This is a genomic window from Vibrio sabulosilitoris (assembly GCF_055391395.1).
Genome location: NZ_AP029600.1, coordinates 796,447 through 820,146, shown reverse-complemented (window position 1 = coordinate 820,146; position 23,700 = coordinate 796,447). Strand labels below are relative to the sequence as shown.

Here is a 23,700-nt window from a genome sequence, read left to right as displayed (position 1 = left end):
TAGTGCAGCTGGCTGCCCCCATCAGCAGCCAAGTCACCCTCTGACAACAGAGGTGGGCATATCACCCACCTCTTGCTTCAAGTGCTAACTCATTAGAATGAGTTGTTATCGAAGTCATTTTCCAAGTTGCCGCCTCCTTGTTGATCGTTATCGAAGCTGCCAGAGTCGTCAGTAAAGTCGACGCCAGCATCACCGCCGCCAGCATTGGTCCAGTCACCGCCGCCTGCATCACCACTATCCATCTGACCAGCATTTGGATCTTGCTGCTGCGATGCCGTCATTGCGTGCTGATCATCGACCTCTAGCTCAACCGATGCCTGAGCACCATCAACCTGACCACCCAAATCATCGAAGCCTTGGAAGCCAACATCCACCGTGCCTTCATAGCCATCCGGCAATTCAACACTGACTGGCTGCGACAAGTCGCCACTGATGGTGTAAGTGCCGTCACCACTGTCGAGCGCACCACTGACATTCGAGCCGTCCGGTAAGCCACTCATCTCGACGTGATCGACATCATCATTGCCACTGACCTCATCTGGAATCGCGATATTGATGGTATCACCTGGCGCTGCAGTCACATCGGGCTCAGCCTCTTCATCACCAGCTGCTTCTGCTGCCGCTTCTTCTACCACTGGTGCCTCTTGCTCGGCTGCTGCAGCTTCGACTTCGACAGACTCTTGCTCTGTTTCTGCCGCCGCTGACGCCTCACCGCCAGTATCAACTTGCACCGTTAACGCATGCTCTTCGACGTTGCCATTATCGTTAACCTCAACCGCCATTGGTATTTCGCCATTGAAGTCATCGTTCGGCCAGAAGGTCCACTCATTCTCACCGGACTCAACGAAGAAACCGACGTCCCCTTGGTCAGTTACATCCATCACCTCTGCCGATGGGCTTAGGTCAAGCTCGCTAAGCAGTTGCTCTTCGCTAAAGGCAATCGAGCCGTCTTCAGCTTGAACATACTCATCGCTCACCTCACTTGGGCCTTGCAGGTTAACGTTGAAGTGGCTTTCGATGCGGTTTTCACCATCGGTGGCGATAAACCCAATCTCAACTGGCCCTTCGTAACCTTCTGCAGGTGTGAACTGGTAGTTACCCTCGTTATCACTTTCGACCATGCCTCGGCCTTCCATGATGCTCACAGACTCAATCGACAGCGAGTCGCCTTCAGCATCGGAAAGGTTGGCCAGCATATCTTCATCGGTAAACTCAAGCGTCGAACCTGGTTCAAGGTCGGTGGTGGTCACCGTCTCAACCTGTGGCGCCTCATTGGCCGCTTCACCTGGTTCATTGACCACGATGCCAGTTTGCTCATCATGCAATACACCGTCTTTATCGATGACGTAGGCAATGTCCACTTCACCAGTAAAGCCAGGAGCTGGATTAAACGTCCAGGTTCCATCGCCATTATCAACGATCTCACCTTGGCTGCGGTCAGTTAGGTGAACCATCTTAACTTCGTCACCGGCATCCACATCGACGTTCTCAGCAATTGCCATCAGATCATCAGCAGTCAGTAGGATTGACTCACCGGCAACCATCTCGAAATCACCTGAATCGATGCCATCCTCGAAGGCTTCTGGTTCATCACCATAATCGACAGTGGTCGCCGATACGGTGACAAAGAAGTTACCCGAGAAGTCATCCGGTGGGGTGATTTGTAGATCCGACATATCCCACTCGGTAATATCGATGTATTGATCTGGCGAGGTGATAATAATCGTGTTCTCACCATCCGATACCTCGAATCCTACTGGGAAGCCAGTCATCACTAAGTTACTGAGCGTCTCTGAATCATCAATCAAGTCAACATTCAGACCTAAGTGACCCGTGCTGTCTTCGCCAATCACCAATGGACCATCATGGTCGGTGGTGATCACGGCGCCATCCGCTACTGGGCGAACAAACACAGGTACATCAAGTGCCGTTTCAAACTCACCATCGCTAACCACAACTTGCATATCCGCAAGGCCTGCAAAGTCACCGGTTGGCGTGAAGGTCCAAGTACCATCGCCGTTGTCGGTGATGGCGCCGCCATCTTCATCTTCTGGCATGATGATGCGCGATACCACCAAGTTCTCGCTATCAATATCATCAAACAGGTTCATCAGGTCGCCAGCATCGAAGGTGAATGCACCATCTTCATCGGTGGCCATAAAGGCGTTACCGTTATTAAACGGTGCATCGTTGACCGGAATAACATCAACGTTCATTGCCCCTTCAACCGACTCAGTGCCATCTGTGATGGTGTACGCCAACTCAACCAGACCGTTATAATCTTGCGCAGTCACTAAGTGGAACATACCGTCTGGCTGCTGAGTAATGGTTGCATTCGCTGGTGCACGTACCGATAGATTTTCAAGCGAGATATTGTCGCTATCCATGTCGGTAACTTGACTGGTGATAAAGCTTGGGTCGATGACCATTAACTGGTCTTCCTCACCAATCATCTCAACCATAGGTGCATCAGGCGTATCGTTCACCGCGGCGATATCGATGTTGCCCGATACCGTGGTGGTGAGGTCACCATCGCTGACCTCAAACTCCATTGGCACATCGCCATTAAAGTTCTCGGTTGGTGTGAATGACCAGGTACCATCACCGTTATCGAGTAGCTCCCCGAACTCCTCATCGATTCTCAAGTCAATCGCACTGAGCTCATCGATGGTGTTATCCACGTCTGTTGCTTGAGCCAGCAGCATATCTTGAGTGATCAGTATTGTGGTGTCTTCTGTGCCTTGAAGCTCGATGTCCTCTGACTCTGGTGCATCGTTCACCGGAACAAACTCAAGGTTCGCCTGGGTATCGACTACCTCAACACCGTCAGTCACTTGGTAATCGAGGGTAACATCACCGTTGAAGTCTTGTGCCGGGGTGAACTCGAAGAAGCGATCCACTTCGGTATCACCGCTGACATCCAGCTCAACACTGCCAGACTGATCAACAATCTCACCGTTTTGCACCTGGATATCCAGCGCAAGGTCATCCGAGGCTTCGCTGATTGGGGTGCCATCCAAGATGGCCTCTTCATCAACACGCTCATAGGCCATGGTGAAGCCCGACAACTCGACGTTCGCAAGACCACTATCATCGAGCGAATCCGCTGCTTGACCAATGGTTGGCTGAATGCCAGCTGGCATCACGATACCCGGTTCAACCGCTTCGGTTCCGACTAGCTCACCATTGTCGTACAGACTTACAGAACCGTCTTCACTGCTCCAAGTCAGCACGATATCGTGACTATTACCATCGTTGAGGTCGATACCATCAAACATTACGTTATCTTGACCATTGAGGTCGAGGCCAATACCTCCATCCTCGTTGCGCACGTAAATTGACAGTCCTGCACCTTCAGAGTCACCAGACATCAGGGTTTCAACGTTGCCTTCGTGCTCACCAGTCGAGGTGTATTCGAACTGAATTGAGAACTCATCGTGCTCTTCAAGTTGATCCTCTATCTGGATTTCACCCGAGCCATCTGCACCGAACTGAATAGTACCAGTATCCGCGATTGAGCCATCGTCACCTGTGTATTGAACGTTAATGACATCGAGATCATCACCGTCGATATCAGATGCATTCTCCAACAACTCTTCTGGTGTAATGCGCATCACCGTATCTTCAACGCCGCTGAAGTCGGTTTCACCAGCAACTGGGACGTCATTGGCTGGGTCAACCGTCAAGTCAACGCCAACCTGAACGGTGGCACCATCGTTGTCGATCAGGTCAAACTGAAGGTCAATCTCACCGTTGAAGTTCTCATCTGGTGTGATGGTAAAGCTGCCGTCCTGATTCTCGACTACGGTCGCATTGCCTGCTGCCGTTAAGTTGGTTGCTTCAAGATCAGTACTGTCGATATCGGATGCTTGCGCCAGCAGTTGTTCTTGACTCAAGGTAATTGAGCCATCCTCGGTGACGGTGTAAGCCAAATCACCAGAGACAGGTGGATCATTGATTGGCAACACATCAATGCTGGCAGTGGCCTCCGCGGTCGCACCATCTTCATCGACAACGACCACCTCTAGTGATACCTCGCCGTTGAAGTTCTCATTCGGCGCGAAGCTAAAGGTGCCATCACCGTTGTCGGTCAAGATACCATCAGCGCCTGAGTAGTTGACACTATCTAGGCCCACTTCGCCCTCGATATCGCTAGATTGGGCTAGTAACTGGTCGGCCGTGAAGGTCAAGACCTCATCTTCATTGACGCTGTAGCTGGTATCGCCAGCAATTGGTGGGTCATTAACCTCAATCACCTCGATGCCTGCAGTGGTCTCAGCTGTGACACCGTCTTCATCCGCTACGGTCACATCTAGGCTGATATCGCCTGAGAAGTTCTCGTTTGGAGAGAAGGTGTAAGTACCGTCACCATTATCTACAAACACGCCATCCGTACCGCTGTAGCTGACATCGCTGACAGAGACATCCCCTTCAAGATCGGAAGAGTTGGCCAGAAGCTGCTCATCACTGATAGTGATTGAGTTGTCTTCTTGGACAGTGTACGAGGTCGCGCCAGCTACCGGTGGATCGTTCACTTCCGTGACTGACACATCGATATTGGCGGTCACCGTATCAGTGCCATCGCTCACATCGAAGCTGAACTCGACATCGCCATTGAAGTTCTCGTTCGGTGCGAAGCTATAGGTACCATCGCCATTGTCGGTGAGTACACCATCGGTGCCGGTGTAAGACACGCCTTCTACCGATAGCTCATCGCCATCGATGTCAGTGGCATTTTCAAGTAGCTGCTCATCAGTAAAGGTGAGCGTACCGTCCTCTTCCACTGTGTAGGCTTTGTCCTCCGGCTGAGGCAGATCGTTAACTGGATTAACGGTCAGGTCTGCACTCGCTTGAATGGTATCGGTGCCATCGGTGATATCAAAACTGATATCGATATCGCCGTTGAAGTCCGCATCTGGGGTAATGGTAAATGAACCATCGTCATTAACCGTCACCTCAGCGTTACCATCGACAGTAAGGTTGCTGGCAGTTAAATCATCGCCCTCCACATCAGAGGCTTGCGACAGCAACTGCTCTTGGCTGATGGTGATTGAGCCATCTTCGTCAACTGAGTAAGCGGTGTCGCCAGAGACTGGCGCGTCATTGATCGGCAATACATCAACATTTATCACCGTCTCAACCGTAGCACCATCATCATCCGTGACGGTCACATTAAGTTGAACTTCGCCGTTGAAGTTCTCATTCGGCGCGAAGCTACAGGTGCCATCACCATTGACGGTAAAGATACCATCTGGACCATCGTAGTTGATCTCAAGCGAAGTCACTTCACCGTCGATATCCGAGGCGTTAGCCAAGATTTGTGATTCACTAAAGGTTAAGACACTGTCTTCATCAATGCTGTAAGACGTTGGGCCAGCAATTGGTGGGTCATTGACCTCAATCACTTCAATGCCCGCGGTGGTCTCGGCCGTGGCACCCTCTTCATCCGCAACGGTCACATCTAGGCTGATATCGCCAGAGAAGTTCTCGTTTGGTGAGAAGGTGTAGGTGCCGTCACCATTATCAACAAACACACCGTCAGTGCCGCTGTAGCTGACATCGCTGACAGAGACATCCCCTTCAAGATCGGAAGAGTTGGCCAGAAGCTGCTCATCACTGATGGTGATTGAGTTGTCTTCTTGAACCGTGTAAGACGTAGAGCCTGCAACTGGTGGATCGTTCACCTCAGTCACGGATACATCGATATTGGCAGTCACCGTATCGGTACCATCGCTCACATCAAAGCTGAACTCGACATCGCCATTGAAGTTCTCGTTCGGTGCGAAGCTATAGGTACCATCGCCATTGTCGGTCAACACGCCATCGCTACCAGTGTAAGACACGCCCTCTACCGATAGCTCATCGCCATCGATGTCAGTCGCGTTTTCAAGTAGCTGCTCATCGGTAAAGGTGAGCGTACCATCTTCCTCGACTGTGTAGGCTTTGTCTTCAGGCTGTGGAAGGTCGTTGACAGGGTTCACTGTCAGGTCAGCCGTGGCCTGAATGGTATCGGTGCCATCCGTGATATCAAAGCTAATATCAATATCACCGTTAAAGTCGGCATCTGGGGTAATGGTAAATGAGCCATCGTCATTCACGGTTACCTCAGCGTTACCATCCACAGACAGGTTACTCGCGGTCAGGTCATCACCCTCAACATCAGAGGCTTGCGCGAGCAACTGCTCTTGACTGATGGTGATTGCGCCATCTTCATCGACAGAGTAAGACGTAGTACCAGAGACCGGCGCATCGTTAACCTCGGTCACTGTGACATCGATATTGGCCGTCACCGTTTCCGTACCATCGGTAACAGCAAAGCTCAGCTCGACATCGCCTGCGAAGTTATCGTTCGGCGCGAAGGTGTAGGTACCATCACCGTTGTCGCTAAAGACACCTTCACTACCCGTGAACGTGACATTCTCTATACTGAGGTCGTCACCGTCGATATCACTGGCTCCTTGAAGCAGCTGCTCATCGGTGAAGGTTAATGTGCCATCTTCCTCAACGGTGTAAGCTTTGTCTTCGGCCTCTGGCGCATCATTGACTGGGCTCACCGTTAGATTCAGGTCAGTTGAGACAATCTGGTCGCCATCAGAGACATCGAAGCTAAACTCAATTTCTCCATTGAAGTCCGCATCCGGAGTTAGCGTGTAAGTGCCATCGCCATTATCGGTGATGGTGACATTATCATCATCGGTGGATAGATTCAGCGCGGTTAGGTCATCGCCGTCTAAGTCGGTGGCGTTAGCCAACAGATCTTCTTGGGTAATGAGGATAGAGCCATCCTCATCAACCACCGCATCAACCGGCGCTGCTTCTGGTGCATGCTCAACATCGATGGTAATAGTTTGAGTCACCGTCTCTGAATCATCGTTAGACAACTCAGTCGCCGTGGCTGAAACCGTAATATCGAAGGTCTCGCTCGCATCCTCAGGCAGCACAAACTCGATGGTTTGGTCAATCGCTGTGGTTGGTATGACAACTTGACCATCCTCACCAACAGTGATTTCACCGCTGTAGATCTGGCTGTTTACTTCACCAACATCAATGGTGTAGTTGAAGTCACTGAAGTCGTTATCGCCACCGCCATAGAGATCCTCGAAGCCATAAACCAGCTCACCGTCTTCGTTGATGGTGGTGCGAGTATGCTCAATGCCATCCTCGTTGATACTCTCTGTGGAGCCACCGTGGAACACGGCATCACCAAATTGACTCTGGATGACCGTTACTTCGCCATCTTCACCAACGTGCACAAGCTGTGGATCAACCGTGTCCATCGTGGCTGGTGAGCCATCTTCGGCGCGGAACTCGAAGCTACCGTCTTGCATCGCATCGAAGTCATTGGTGTTGAAGCCATTTGGTACCACGAAGAGGTTGAAGCTCTCACCCTCTTCAATTGGGAAGGTGAATGAGTCTTGTCCTGGGACAAGGTCACCACCGCCACCAACTTGTGAGGCGTTTTCGTAGACGATTTCTACATCGTAGATATTGCCTTCGTCATCGACTTTGTAGTAACCCGCCGCATTCTTGAACCCAGCGGTTTCACCCTCAAAGGTTACGGTGATTTCAGTATCGTTGAAACTGGTGATACCGTTTTGCTGATCAGCCAATACCTCATCGTTGTCATAACGAACCACGGTGCCTTCTGGGATACCATCAACGGTGACACTCAAGGTTTCTGACAAGTCTTGGTCAACTAAGCTTGCGCCAATATTAAGCTCAACCACGCCACCAGGCTCTGTGACGATCGTGCTGTCACCGACTTCGTTACCATCACCATCGGTGACGACAAGATCCGGCGCGTCGGCCACGGCCTCAACATTGACGTCTATGGTCTGTGTCACCTCAGCCTCACCGTCAGAGACAGTAAAGTCGAGTTGCAGCTCACCGCTGAAGTGCTCACCCGGTGTGAACGAGTAAGTACCATCGCCGTTATCAACAATCTCACCCTGATCACCGCTGTAGTTCACACCTGTCACTGAAAGATCATCACCTTCAATATCGGTGGCATTTTCAAGCAGTGCTTCCTCAGTGATGAGCAATGTGCCGTCTTCTTGCATGTCGAAGGCAAGGCCTTCCACTTCAGGGGCATCATTGACCGGTGTAACATCAAGGTTCAATTGCGTGGTGGTGCTGAGCTCACCGTCGCTGACTTCATAGTCAAACTGGATTTGACCATTAAAGTCTTCTGATGGGGTCACACTAAAGGTGCCATCACCATTGTCCACTACGGTAGCGTTTGGATCGTTGGTAGTAAGACCAGATGCGTAGAGATCATCGCCATCGACATCCGAAGCATTCTCAAGCAGCATCTCTTGGGTGACCAAGATGGTGCCATCTTCCTCTACTGTGGCAGCAACGGCCTCGGCATCCGGCGCATCGTTTACAAACTCAACGGTAAGGTCAATGTTGGCAGTAATGATATCCGTACCATCACTGACATCGAAGGTTAAGTCAGCATTGCCGAAGTAGCCTTCTTCTGTACTTAGGGTAAAGGTACCGTCACCGTTATCAACCACCTCGACGTTTTCATCCAGGCTGGTGACGTTGAGGGCGGTCAGGTCATCACCCTCAATATCAGTGGCTTGCGCCAACAACTGATCTTGAGTGAGGATAATCGACTCGCCATCTTCAGTGGTAAACGATAGGTCTGGTACGTCTGGCAGGTCATTAACAGGGTTCACCGTAAGGTTCAAGCCAGCGGAAACCGTGTCAATCGCATCGCTTACATCGTAGGTAAACTCTACCTCACCGAAGAAGTTTTCACTCGGTGTGATGGTGAAGCTGCCATCTGGGTTTTCAACAATGGTCGCATTTGGATCATTGGTTTGCAGATTAACCGCAGTTAAGTCATCACCATCCAGATCAGAGGCATTCTCAAGCAAGTCCTCTTGGGTCAAGGTAATGGTGCCATCTTCATCGACGGTGGCTTCCACAGGACCTGAGACATCAGGGCCAGTGTTGACCATTTCAACATCAATCGAGGCAGTGCTTGGCGCGCTCGCCATACCATCGCTGATGTCAAACGTTAGACTCACATCACCACTGAAGTCCGTTGCCGGTTCAAAGGTAAAGGTGTTGTCGCCATTGTCGGTCAAGGTACCTTGAGTCTGATCAACCAGCAGCAAGTTCTCGATATGGAGAATATCGCCATCCACATCAGTCGCGCCAGCAAGCAGATCCTTGGCCTCGATAACGATCGTACCATTCTCAAGCATCTGAGTATGCAAAGGCTCACCAGGTACTGGCACGTCGTTGACTGGGATAACCGTCAAATCAAGGTGCGTTTCAGTGGTGTCTTGACCATCAAAGACTGAGTAATCGATGTCCACTTCACCATTGAAGTTCTCGTTTGGCATGAAGGTGTAGCTGCCATCGCCATTGTCGATTAGCTCACCGTTATCGCCGTTGTAGGTGATGTCTGTAATAGAGAGTTCATCCCCTTCAACATCGCTGGCATTGGCCAATAGATCTTCGGCGTTGAAGGTGATACCCACATCTTCATCGGTCGAAAGTACGATTGGCCCAGAGACAATCGGCGCATCATTCACAGACTCGAAGTTGATGTTGATGATATTGTCATCGGTCAACTCGCCATCGGTGACTTGATAACCGAGCTCAATCTCACCGTGGAAGTTCTCATCCGGTGTGACCGTCCAAGTACCATCACCGTTATCGGTCAAGGTGGCATGCTCGGAGTTCTCACCCACCAGCTCGAGGTTCTGGATATCTAGGTTTTCACTATCGATGTCAGAAGCTTGAGCGAGCAATTGCTCCTCAGTGATCACTATGGATGCAAACTGTGAAGCACCTTCCGTATCGATTTCGATATTCGGCAGTTCAGCACTTAGGTCGATCTCTGTATCACCTTGGTGGAGGTTAAGATTTACTGCCTCTGTGATCTCAGTACCATCAACCCCGATTGAAGTGAATACCGCTTCATCAGGGCAAGTTTGTGACACTGTCATGTTTTGCACAACATAAGTGCCGTTACCTTGGATAGTACCGAGCTCGAAGTAAGAAACAGGCTCATCAACCGTCAAGGTATAGTCGGTCTCAAAGGTACCACGGTCTTCTTTGTGGTAGGTCATTGAGTCAATCAAGTCGCCATCAGCGTTAAACGCTTTAATTTCTACTTCGGTGAAGTGGCGCGACTCTTCCATAAACCAGCCGCCAACACCGTCAAGGTGGAAGCTAACTTCGTTGATGTCTTGACCTTCAACCGTGACGGTCAGTTTCTCATCACCGCTCAAACCCTGACGGTCTGTATCACCGATACCATGACCAATATGAGTATCCCCATTCCAGGCACCCAGTGGGTCGTCGTTACTTTGTACCGTAATGGTTAAGTCACCATCGGTGAACTCACGGGTGTATGGGTCAATCTCAGTACCCCAATCATCGACGCTGGCATTGTCATCGAAAGTACCAACTTGAGTCGTATGAGTACCCTCAGCGATAGCATCTTCATTGGCAACAAAGCGCACCTCGGTGTCAGCCGGAATTTCAACCCCAACCTCAAGCTCTACCCACTCATCGTTGAGGTGAGCTTCAATAATACCGAACTCAGGCGCTTCATCGAGACGCAAGGCTGGCTCTTCTCTCAAGGTCACACCAACGGTTTGATCTTCTTCCGCTTGGATATAGATCTCTTCGCCTGCATCCGGCGCATCATTGACTGGGTTAACGGTTAAGTCCGCAGTACCCTGAACCACACTGTTGCCGTCAGTGACATCAAAGCTAATATCAATATCACCATTCCAATCCGCATCTGGCGTGATAGTGAATGAACCATCGTCGTTAGCCGTGACATTGGCATTGCCGTCCACTGCTAAGTTAGTTGCACTCAACGTATCACCCTCGACATCGCTGGCGTGGGTCAACAACTGCTCTTGGCTGAGCGTGATTTGGCCATCTTCATCGATGGTGTAAGCGAGGCTGCCATCCACAGTTGGCGCATCATCCACTGGAGTGACTGAGACATCCACATTGGCTGTGACGGTGTCGGTACCATCACTGACATCGAAGGTAAACTCAACATCACCGTTGAAGTTTTCGTTCGGAGCAAAGCCATAAGTACCATCACCATAGTCAGTCAATATACCGTCTGTGCCTGTATAGCTGACCCCCTCAACAGTCAGTTCATCGCCATCGATATCCGTCGCATTCGCCAACAACTGCTCGTCGGTAAAGGTTAGGATGCCATCCTCTTGCATAGTAAATTCATGGTCTTGAGGCTGCGGCAAGTCATTGACTGGATTCACTGTCAGGTCAGCTGTCGCTTGAACCGTATCAGTGCCATCGGTGATATCGAAACTTAGGTCGATGTCACCATTCCAATCTGCGTCAGGGGTAATAGTGAATGAGCCGTCTTCATTAACGGTCACCTCAGCATTACCATCCACAGTGAGGTTGCTCGCCGTTAGGTCATCGCCCTCAACATCAGACGATTGGGCAAGGAGCTGCTCTTGGCTGATAGTAATAGAACCATCTTCATCGACGCTGTACGAGGTTGAACCGGCGACTGGTGGATCATTGATTGGCAAGACATCAATGCTCGCCGTCGCAGTATCCGTGGCGCCATCTTCATCAACTACGGTCACCTCGAGGCTGACATCGCCATTAAAGTTCTCGTTCGGTGCAAAGCTGTAAGTACCATCACCATTATCGGTCAAGATACCATCCGCGCCTGAGTAGCTAACATCTTCAAGCATCACCTCACCGTCAACATCGCTCGATTGAGCAAGGAGCTGCTCGGCACTGAAGGTTAGGACTTCGTCCTCGTTGATGCTGTAAGAGGTGTCACCAGCAATTGGTGGGTCATTCACTTCAATGACCTCGATACCGGCTGTTGTTTCAGCCGTCGCGCCATCTTCATCAGCAACCGTCACGTCTAGGCTGACATTGCCCGAGAAGTTCTCGTTTGGCGAGAAGGTATAAGTGCCATCACCGTTATCGACAAACACACCCTCATCACCCGAGTAAGACACGTCATCAACGCTAACATCGCCTTCGATATCTGACGAGTTAGCTAGCAGCTGCTCATCACTGATGGTGATCGAGTTATCTTCTTGGACTGTGTAGGACGTCGAACCTGCCACTGGTGGATCGTTGACCTCAGTGACCACAATATTGACTTGAGCTTCAGAGGTTAACTCTCCATCAGTAACTGTATAGTTAATGCTTAAGTCACCATTGAAGTTTTCGTTTGGTGAGAAGGTAAAGGTACCATCACCGTTATGACTGAAGACACCATCATTACCTTGGTAGTCACCCACGTCAATGGTGAGAACATCCCCATCAGCATCAGTTGCATGTTGTAGCAGTTGCTCTTCGGTAAAGGTCAAGCTGCCGTCTTCTTCGATGGTATAGGTCACATCGTCAGCTTCTGGAGCCTGGTTCTCAGGATCGCTAGGAATGACATCGATTCCGGCACTGGTTTGTGCCGTTGCACCATCCTCATCCACAACCGTCACATCAAGCTGTAGATTGCCAGCAAAGTCCTCACTTGGCTCAAAGGTAAAGGTACCATCACCATTATCGGTAAGCTCACCGAAGCTGCCTGTGTACTCGACGCCGTCAACAAATACCTCACCCTCAACATCGGAGCTATTGGCAAGTAACTGCTCTTCACTAATGGTGATAGTGCCGTTGGCATCCATTGAGTAAGAGGTCGCACCCGCGATTGGCGGATCATTCACCTCAATGACTTCAATACCCGCGGTGGTTTGAGCTGTCGCACCATCGTCATCGCTGACGGTCACATCCAGGCTAATATCGCCCGAGAAGTTCTCATTTGGTGAGAAGGTGTAGGTGCCATCGCCGTTATCGACAAACACACCATCAGCCCCGCTGTAGCTGACATCGCTAACCGACACCTCGCCGTCAACATCAGACGAATTCGCCAGTAGCTGCTCATCACTGATGGTGATCGAGTTGTCCTCTTGTACGGTGTAAGACGTTGCACCGGCTACTGGTGGATCGTTGACCTCAGTGACCGAGACATCAATATTGGCCGTCACCGTATCGGTGCCATCGCTGACATCAAAGCTAAACTCAACGTCACCCGAGAAGTTCTCATTTGGCGCGAAGCTGTACGTACCATCACCATTATCCGTTAGGACACCATCGGTACCGGTGTAGCTCACGCCCTCAACCGAGAGCTCGTCACCGTCAATATCGGTTGCATTTTCAAGTAGCTGCTCTTCGCTGAAGGTCAGCGTACCATCTTCCTCTACCGTGTAGGCTTTATCTTCTGGCTGCGGCAAGTCATTAACAGGATTCACCGTCAGATCCGCCGTGGCCTGAATCGTATCAGTGCCATCGGTAATATCAAAGCTTAAGTCGATATCACCGTTCCAATCCGCATCTGGCGTGATGGTGAATGAGCCATCCTCATTCGCAGTCACTTCGGCGTTACCATCCACCGTGAGGTTATCCGCGGTAAGGTCATCACCCTCCACATCCGAGGCTTGCGACAACAACTGCTCTTGACTGATGGTGATTGAACCATCTTCATCGACTTGATAAGCGGTGTCACCGGATACCGGTGCATCATTGATTGGCAAGACATCAACATTGATCACTGTATCGGTTGTCGCGCCGTCATCATCTGTCACAGTCACGTTAAGCTGCACTTCACCGTTGAAGTTTTCATTCGGCGCGAAGCTACAGGTACCATCGCCATTAACGGTAAAGATGCCATCAGGGCCGTCATAATTGATCTCAAGTGAGACCACTTCACCATCAATATCCGACGCATTGCCTAGGATCTGCGATTCACTGAAGGTCAGAACGCTATCTTCATCAATGGTGTAAGACGTTGGTCCGGCAATCGGTGGATCGTTGACCTCAGTCACTGACACATCGATATTGGCAGTCACCGTCTCGGTGCCATCGGAGACATCAAAGCTGAACTCAACCTCACCAGAGAAGTTCTCATTAGGTGAGAAGGTATAAGTGCCATCACCATTGTCAGCCAACACGCCATCAGTGCCGGTGTAGCTCACGCCCTCGACAGACAGGTCGTCGCCATCGACATCGGTGGCATTTTCCAATAGCTGCTCATCGGTAAAGGTGAGTGAACCATCCTCTTCAACCGTGTAGGCTTTATCTTCTGGTTGTGGCAAGTCATTAACTGGGTTAACGGTTAGGTCAGCACCAGCTTGAACCACATTGTCACCATCAGAGATATCGAAGCTAATATCGATATCGCCATTCCAGTCGGTATCTGGGGTAATGGTGAACGAGCCATCGTCATTGGCGGTGACCTGTGCATTACCGTCAACACTTAAGTTGCTAGCTGTCAGGTCATCGCCCTCAACATCGGAAGCTTGTGACAACAGCTGCTCTTGGCTAAGGGTAATCTCGCCATCTTCGTTGACGCTATAGGCCAAATCACCAGAGACTGGCGCGTCATCCACCGGAGTGACTGACACATCGACATTGGCGGTCACCGTATCGGTACCATCTGAGACCTCGAAGGTGAACTCAACATCACCATTAAAGTTCTCGTTTGGTGCGAAGCTGTAGGTGCCGTTGCCGTTATCGGTCAAGATTCCATCTGTGCCTGAGTAGCTGATACCCTCGACAGACAGATCGTCGCCTTCGATATCGCTAGCGCCTTGCAATAAGTGCGCATCAGTAAAGGTGAGGATGCCATCTTCTTCAATGGTAAATTCTTGATCTTGCGGCTGTGGCAAGTCGTTGACCGGGTTAACGGTTAAGTCAGCACCAGAGGCAACGATATTTTCGCCGTCGGAGACATCGAAGCTGATATCGATATCACCGTTCCAGTCTGCATCCGGTGTGATAGTGAATGAGCCATCGTCATTGACGGTGACCTCAGCATTGCCATCCACGCTCAGGTTCGAGGCCGTAAGATCATCACCCTCAACATCCGTCACATTAGACAGTAGCTGCTCTTGGCTAAGTGTGATTTCGCCATCTTCATTGACAGTGTAAGACAGGTTACCCTCAACCGTTGGCGCATCATCGACTGGTGTCACTGACACATCCACATTAGCCGTTACCGTATCCGTACCGTCAGAGACCTCGAAGGTAAACTCAACATCACCGTTAAAGTTCTCGTTTGGTGCGAAGCTGTAGGTGCCATTGCCGTTATCGGTCAAGATACCGTCAGTGCCTGAGTAACTAATACCCTCGACAGACAGATCGTCGCCCTCAATATCCGAAGCGCCTTGGAGTAAGTGTGCATCGGTGAAGGTCAAGATGCCATCTTCTTGGATGGTAAACTCTTGGTCTTGTGGTTGTGGTAAGTCATTAACCGGGTTCACGGTTAAATCGGCGCCAGAGGCAACAAGGTTTTCACCATCAGAGACATCGAAACTGATATCGATATCGCCATTCCAGTCTGCATCCGGCGTAATAGTGAACGAACCGTCATCATTCACCGTCACCTCAGCATTACCATCCACGCTCAAGTTGCTCGCAGTCAGGTCATCCCCTTCCACATCGCTCACATTCGATAGCAGCTGCTCTTGGCTTAGGGTGATCTCACCATCTTCATTGACGGTGTAAGATAGATTACCCTCAACCGTTGGCGCATCATCGACTGGTGTCACAGACACATCAACATTGGCAGTGACCGTATCGGTGCCATCAGAGACTTCGAAGCTGAATTCAACATCGCCATTGAAGTTCTCGTTTGGTGCGAAGCTGTAAGTGCCGTTGCCGTTATCCGTTAAGATACCGTCGGTACCGCTGTAGCTGATGCCCTCGACTGACAGGTCATCGCCTTCGATATCGCTCGCACCTTGAAGTAGGTGGGCATCAGTGAAGGTGAGAATGCCGTCTTCTTGAACAGTAAACTCTTGGTCTTGTGGCTGCGGTAGGTCGTTAACTGGGTTAACGGTTAGATCCGCACCCGAGGCAACAAGGTTGTCACCATCAGAGACATCGAAGCTGATGTCGATATCGCCATTCCAGTCTGCATCCGGTGTGATGGTAAATGAGCCATCGTCATTAACGGTGACTTCAGCATTGCCATCCACGCTTAGGTTGCTCGCGGTCAGGTCATCCCCTTCCACGTCAGTGACGTTAGAAAGAAGCTGCTCTTGACTTAGGGTAATTTCACCATCTTCGTTGACGGTGTAAGACAAGTTGCCCTCTACCGTTGGTGCATCATCCACTGGTGTCACAGACACATCTACATTGGCCGTAACGGTGTCCGTGCCATCGGAGACATCGAAGCTGAACTCAACGTCACCGTTAAAGTTCTCGTTCGGTGCGAAGCTGTAAGTGCCATCGCCGTTATCAGTCAAAATACCATCGGTGCCTGAGTAGTTGACGTCTTCAACCGATAGATCATCACCATCAATATCGGTGGCTCCGGTCAATAGATCCTCATCAGTAAAGGTCAGCGTACCATCCTCTTCCATGGTAAACGCTTGGTCCTCGGCCTGAGGTAAGTCATTAACTGGGTTCACCGTCAGGTCAGCCTGAGCCTGAACCACGTTATTGCCATCAGAGATATCAAAGCTGATGTCAATATCGCCATTCCAATCGGCATCTGGCGTGATAGTGAACGAGCCATCATCATTGGCCGTTACATCGGCATTGCCATCAACACTTAAGTTGCTGGCGGTAAGATCATCGCCCTCAACATCCGACGCTTGCGACAATAACTGCTCTTGGCTAAGCGTGATTTCACCGTCTTCGTTAACGCTGTAAGCCAACTCTCCTGACACTGGCGCATCATCAACTGGCGTTACTGAGACATCGATATTCGCTGTGACCGTATCGGTGCCATCAGACACATCGAAGCTGAACTCAACATCGCCATTGAAGTTGTCGTTTGGCGCAAAACTATAAGTGCCATCGCCGTTGTCACTCAAGATACCATCGGTACCGGAGTAATTGACGCTTTCAACCGATAGATCATCCCCGTCAATGTCAGTGGCACCGGTTAATAGGTCCTCGTCGGTGAAGGTCAGCGTACCATCTTCTTCCATGGTAAACGCTTGGTCTTCTGGTTGTGGCAGATCATTGACTGGGTTAACGGTTAGGTCAGCACCCGAGGCAACAAGGTTGCCACCATCAGACACATCGAAGCTGATATCAATATCGCCATTCCAATCGGCATCTGGCGTGATAGTGAAGGAGCCATCATCATTGACCGTCACTTGTGCGTTACCATCAACACTTAAGTTGCTAGCGGTCAGGTCATCCCCTTCCACATCGGTCACATTCGATAGCAACTGCTCTTGGCTTAGGGTAATTTCACCATCTTCATTGACGGTGTAAGACAAGTTGCCTTCTACCGTTGGTGCGTCATCAACTGGTGTTACAGACACATCAACATTCGCCGTCACGGTATCGGTGCCATCCGAGACATCGAAGCTGAACTCAACCTCACCGTTGAAGTTCTCGTTCGGTGCGAAGCTGTAAGTACCGTCGCCATTATCAGTCAAGATACCGTCAGTACCCGAGTAGTTAACACCTTCAACGGATAGATCATCGCCTTCAATATCAGTCGCACCGGTTAATAGGTCCGCATCGGTGAAGGTCAGCGTACCATCTTCTTCAATGGTAAACGCTTGATCTTGTGGCTGTGGCAAGTCGTTGACTGGGTTAACCGTCAGATCTGCACCTGAAGCAACAATGTTTTCGCCATCAGAGACATCGAAGCTAATATCGATATCGCCATTCCAGTCGGCATCTGGCGTAATGGTGTAAGAGCCATCATCGTTTACCGACACTTCAGCATTACCATCTACTGTCAGATTCGAAGCGGTTAGGTCATCACCCTCCACATCGGTTACGTTAGACAATAACTGCTCTTGGCTAAGCGTGATTTCACCATCTTCATTCACGGTGTAAGACAGGTTGCCTTCTACCGTTGGCGCGTCGTCGACTGGCGTGACAGACACATCAATATTCGCAGTCACGGTGTCAGTGCCATCAGAGACATCGAAGCTGAACTCAACGTCGCCATTGAAGTTCTCGTTTGGTGCGAAGCTGTAGGTACCATCACCGTTATCGGTCAAGATACCGTCAGTACCCGAATAGTTAACGCCTTCAATCGATAGGCCATCGCCATCAATATCGGTGGCACCGGTTAATAGGTCGGCATCGGTAAAGGTCAGCGTACCATCTTCTTCCATGGTGAACGCTCGGTCTTCTGGCTGCGGCAAGTCATTGACTGGGTTGACCGTTAAGTCCGCACCCGTGGCAACAATGTTTTCACCATCAGAGATATCAAAGCTGATATCAATATCGCCGTTCCAGTCGGCATCTGGGGTAATGGTGAATGAACCGTCCTCGTTAGCCGTGACCTCAGCGTTACCATCGACACTCAAGTTACTTGCCGTCAGGTCATCGCCCTCTACATCAGAGGCTTGTGACAATAGCTGCTCTTGGCTTAAGGTGATTTCGCCATCTTCATTAACGCTGTAAGCTAAATCACCTGAAACAGGCGCATCATCCACTGGTGTGACTGAGACATCAACATTGGCGGTCACCGTATCGGTACCATCCGAGACCTCGAAGGTGAACTCAACGTCACCATTAAAATTCTCATTCGGCGCGAAACTGTAGGTACCGTTGCCATTGTCGGTCAAGATACCATCGGTACCGCTGTAGCTAATACCTTCAACCGTTAGATCGTCCCCTTCAATATCGCTTGCGCCTTGAAGTAGATGCGCATCGGTGAAGGTTAAGATGCCATCCTCTTCGATGGTAAACTCTTGGTCTTGCGCTTGAGGCAAGTCATTGACTGGATTCACCGTCAGATCAGCACCAGAAGCGACGATATTTTCGCCATCAGAGACATCGAAGCTGATATCAATATCGCCGTTCCAGTCTGCATCCGGAGTAATGGTGAAGCTACCATCATCGTTAACCGTCACTTCGGCATTACCATCCACACTGAGGTTACTCGCGGTCAGGTCATCCCCTTCCACATCCGTCACATTCGACAGTAACTGCTCTTGGCTAAGCGTGATTTCGCCATCTTCATTCACGGTGTAAGACAGATTGCCTTCCACTGTTGGCACGTCATCGACCGGCGTCACTGATACATCAATGTTTGCGCTAACCGTATCGGTGCCATCGGAGACATCAAAGCTGAACTCAACGTCACCATTGAAATTCTCGTTCGGCGCGAAGCTGTAAGTACCATTGCCGTTGTCGGTCAAGATACCATCGGTACCGCTGTAGCTGATGCCTTCAACGGTGAGGTCATCACCCTCAATATCCGTAGCCCCCTGAAGTAGATGGGCATCGGTGAAGGTTAAGATACCATCCTCTTCGACGGTGAACTCGTGATCTTGCGGCTGTGGTAAATCGTTAACTGGGTTAACGGTCAAGTCCGCGCCGGAAGCGACAATGTTTTCGCCATCAGAGACATCGAAGCTGATATCGATATCACCATTCCAATCGGCATCTGGAGTTATGGTGAAGCTGCCATCGTCATTGACGGTAACTTCCGCGTTGCCATCCACACTCAAGTTACTGGCCGTCAGGTCATCGCCCTCAACGTCAGTCACATTAGACAGAAGCTGCTCTTGGCTGAGGGTGATTTCACCATCTTCGTTGACGGTGTAAGACAAATTGCCTTCCACCGTAGGGGCGTCATCCACTGGGGTGACAGAGACATCAATATTGGCCGTCACTGTATCGGTGCCATCTGAGACATCGAAGCTAAATTCGACATCACCATTGAAGTTCTCGTTTGGTGCGAAGCTATAGGTGCCATTGCCATTGTCAGTTAGGATACCGTCAGTACCGCTATAGCTGATACCTTCAACAGTCAGGTCATCACCCTCAATGTCCGTAGCGCCTTGAAGTAAGTGAGCATCGGTGAAGGTTAAGATACCATCCTCTTCGACAGTGAACTCTTGATCTTGCGGCTGCGGCAAGTCGTTAACTGGGTTAACGGTCAAGTCCGCGCCGGAAGCAACAAGATTTTCACCATCAGAGACATCGAAGCTGATATCGATGTCTCCATTCCAATCGGCGTCTGGGGTAATGGTGAATGAGCCATCGTCATTCACCGTGACTTCTGCATTACCATCAACACTCAAGTTGCTGGCCGTCAGGTCATCACCCTCAACATCCGTCACATTAGAAAGAAGTTGCTCTTGGCTTAGGGTGATTTCACCATCTTCGTTGACGGTGTAAGACAGGTTACCTTCAACGGTTGGCGCATCATCGACTGGTGTGACAGACACATCCACATTCGCGGTCACCGTATCGGTGCCGTCAGACACATCGAAGCTGAACTCTACATCACCATTAAAGTTTTCATTCGGTGCGAAGCTGTAAGTGCCATCGCCATTGTCGGTCAAGATACCGTCTGTACCGGAGTAGTTCACCCCTTCTACCGACAGATCATCCCCATCAATATCGCTCGCACCGGTTAATAGGTCGGTGTCCGTGAAGGTCAGCGTACCATCTTCTTCCATGGTAAACGCTTGATCTTCAGGTTGTGGCAGGTCATTGACTGGGTTAACTGTCAGGTCAGCCTGAGCTTGGACAATATTGTTACCGTCAGAGATATCGAAGCTAATATCGATATCGCCATTCCAGTCCGCATCAGGGGTGATAGTAAACGAGCCATCATCATTGGCCGTCACCTCAGCATTGCCATCGACACTCAAGTTAGATGCAGACAGGTCATCCCCTTCAACATCAGACGCTTGTGACAACAACTGCTCTTGGCTTAGGGTAATTTCACCGTCTTCGTTAACACTGTATGCAAGGTCGCCAGACACAGGTGCATCATCGACTGGTGTGACTGAGACATCCACGTTGGCTGTTACGGTATCGGTGCCATCGGATACATCGAAGCTGAACTCAACATCACCGTTGAAGTTCTCGTTTGGTGCGAAGCTGTAGGTGCCGTCGCCATTGTCACTTAAGATGCCGTCGGTACCTGAGTAGCTGACGCTTTCAACAGACAGATCATCCCCATCAATATCGGTGGCACCGGTCAATAGGTCCACATCAGTGAAGGTCAGCGTACCATCCTCTTCCATAGTGAACGCTTGATCTTCTGGCTGTGGCAGGTCATTGACTGGGTTAACCGTTAGGTCAGCCTGGGCTTGGACAACATTGCTGCCATCAGAGATATCAAAGCTGATATCGATATCACCGTTCCAATCCGCATCTGGGGTAATGGTGAATGAGCCATCATCATTGACGGTCACCTCTGCATTGCCATCGACGCTGAGGTTGCTCGCCGTTAGGTCATCGCCCTCAACATCAGAAGCCTGTGACAACAACTGCTCTTGGCTGAGGGTAATTTCACCGTCTTCATTGACGCTGTAGGCCAAATCACCGGACACTGGTGCATCATCCACTGGAGTGACTGACACATCGACATTCGCGGTCACCGTATCGGTGCCATCAGAGACATCGAAGCTGAACTCAACATCACCGTTGAAGTTCTCGTTTGGTGCGAAGCTGTAGGTGCCGTCGCCATTGTCACTCAAGATACCGTCGGTACCTGAGTAATTCACGCTTTCAACGGATAGATCATCTCCATCGATATCGGTGGCACCAGTTAATAGGTCCGCATCAGTGAAGGTCAGCGTGCCATCTTCTTCAACGGTAAAGGCTTGATCTTCAGCCGTTGGCAAGTCGTTGACTGGATTAACAGTCAGATCTGCACCAGACTCGACAATGTTTTCGCCATCGTTGATATCGAAACTGATATCAATATCACCATTCCAATCCGCATCCGGAGTGATAGTGAATGAACCATCTTCGTTTGCAGTTACCTCGGCATTGCCGCTCACACTAAGATTACTAGCCGTCAAATCGCCACCGTCAATATCGCTGGCATTCGACAGTAACTGCTCTTGGCTTAGGGTAATTTCACCATCTTCGTTGACGGTGTAAGACAAGTTACCCTCCACGGTTGGTGCGTCGTTGACTGGAGTTACGGACACATCGATATTCGCGGTTACGGTATCGGTACCATCAGAGACATCGAAGCTAAACTCAACATCGCCATTGAAATTCTCGTTTGGCGCGAAGCTGTAGGTACCATCACCATTTTCGGTTAAGATACCATCGGTGCCGGAATAGTTGACCCCTTCAACAGACAGATCATCCCCTTCGATATCCGTCGCACCGATCAATAGGTCGGCATCGGTGAAGGTGAGCGTTCCATCTTCTTCCATGGTAAACGCTTGATCTTCTGGTTGTGGCAGGTCGTTGACTGGGTTAACGGTTAAATCAGCACCAGAAGCGACGACATTTTCACCATCAGAAACATCGAAGCTGATATCAATATCGCCGTTCCAATCCGCATCTGGGGTAATAGTGAATGAGCCATCGTCATTCACCGTCACCTCGGCATTGCCATCGACGCTTAGATTGCTCGCGGTCAGGTCATCGCCTTCCACATCAGACACATTCGATAGTAACTGCTCTTGGCTGAGGGTGATTTCACCATCTTCGTTGACGGTGTAAGACAAGTTACCCTCAACCGTTGGTGCGTCATCGACTGGTGTCACTGACACATCAATGTTAGCCGTCACTGTATCGATACCATCGGAGACATCGAAGCTGAACTCTACATCACCATTAAAGTTCTCATTCGGTGCGAAGCTGTAGGTACCATCACCGTTGTCGGTCAAGATACCGTCGGTGCCGGAGTAATTCACGCCTTCGACGGACAGATCATCCCCGTCGATATCGGTCGCTCCCGTCAATAGATCTTCATCTGTGAAGGTCAGCGTGCCATCTTCTTCCATGGTAAACGCTTGATCTTCCGGCTGTGGTAAGTCATTGACAGGGTTAACAGTGAGGTCCGCACCTGAAGCGACAATATTCTCACCATCAGAGACATCGAAGCTAATATCGATATCGCCGTTCCAATCCGCATCTGGGGTGATGGTGAATGAGCCATCGTCATTGACGGTGACTTCGGCATTGCCGTCGACGCTGAGGTTGTTCGCGGTCAGATCATCGCCTTCCACGTCAGTCACATTCGACAGTAACTGCTCTTGGCTTAACGTGATTTCACCATCTTCGTTAACGGTGTAAGACAAGTTGCCTTCGACGGTTGGGGCGTCATCGACTGGTGTTACAGACACATCAACATTGGCTGTTACCGTATCAGTGCCATCCGACACATCAAAGCTGAACTCAACGTCACCGTTGAAGTTTTCATTCGGCGCGAAGCTGTAGGTGCCATCACCATTATCGGTCAAGATGCCGTCCGTACCAGAGTAGTTCACCCCTTCAACAGACAGATCATCCCCATCGATATCGGTCGCACCAGTCAATAGGTCTTCATCAGTGAAGGTCAGCGTACCATCTTCTTCCATGGTGAACGCTTGGTCTTCTGGTTGTGGCAGGTCGTTGACTGGGTTAACAGTTAAGTCCGCACCCGAAGCTACGACATTTTCACCATCAGACACATCGAAGCTGATATCAATATCGCCGTTCCAATCTGCATCTGGGGTAATAGTGAACGAGCCATCATCATTAACGGTGACTTCGGCATTGCCGTCGACACTGAGATTGCTCGCGGTTAGATCATCTCCCTCAACATCGCTCACGTTAGAAAGAAGCTGCTCTTGGCTTAACGTGATTTCACCATCTTCGTTAACGGTGTAAGACAGGTTGCCTTCTACCGTTGGCGCATCATCCACAGGCGTCACAGACACATCAACATTCGCCGTCACTGTGTCCGTGCCATCAGAGACATCAAAGCTGAACTCAACA

The 23,700-nt window shown here is 50.3% G+C and carries 1 protein-coding gene (only partly in view); it reads right to left on the bottom strand.

What is annotated here, in order from left to right; genetic code table 11:
- Positions 1-92: 92 nt before the first annotated feature.
- Positions 93-23,700, bottom strand: partial view of a tandem-95 repeat protein gene (locus ACZ5R2_RS19130; RefSeq protein WP_464903019.1) — the 3' portion only. The gene runs 25,892 nt beyond the window's last position; 23,608 of the gene's 49,500 nt are visible here — the last part of the coding sequence; its start codon lies off the right edge, out of view; it ends in the stop codon at positions 93-95.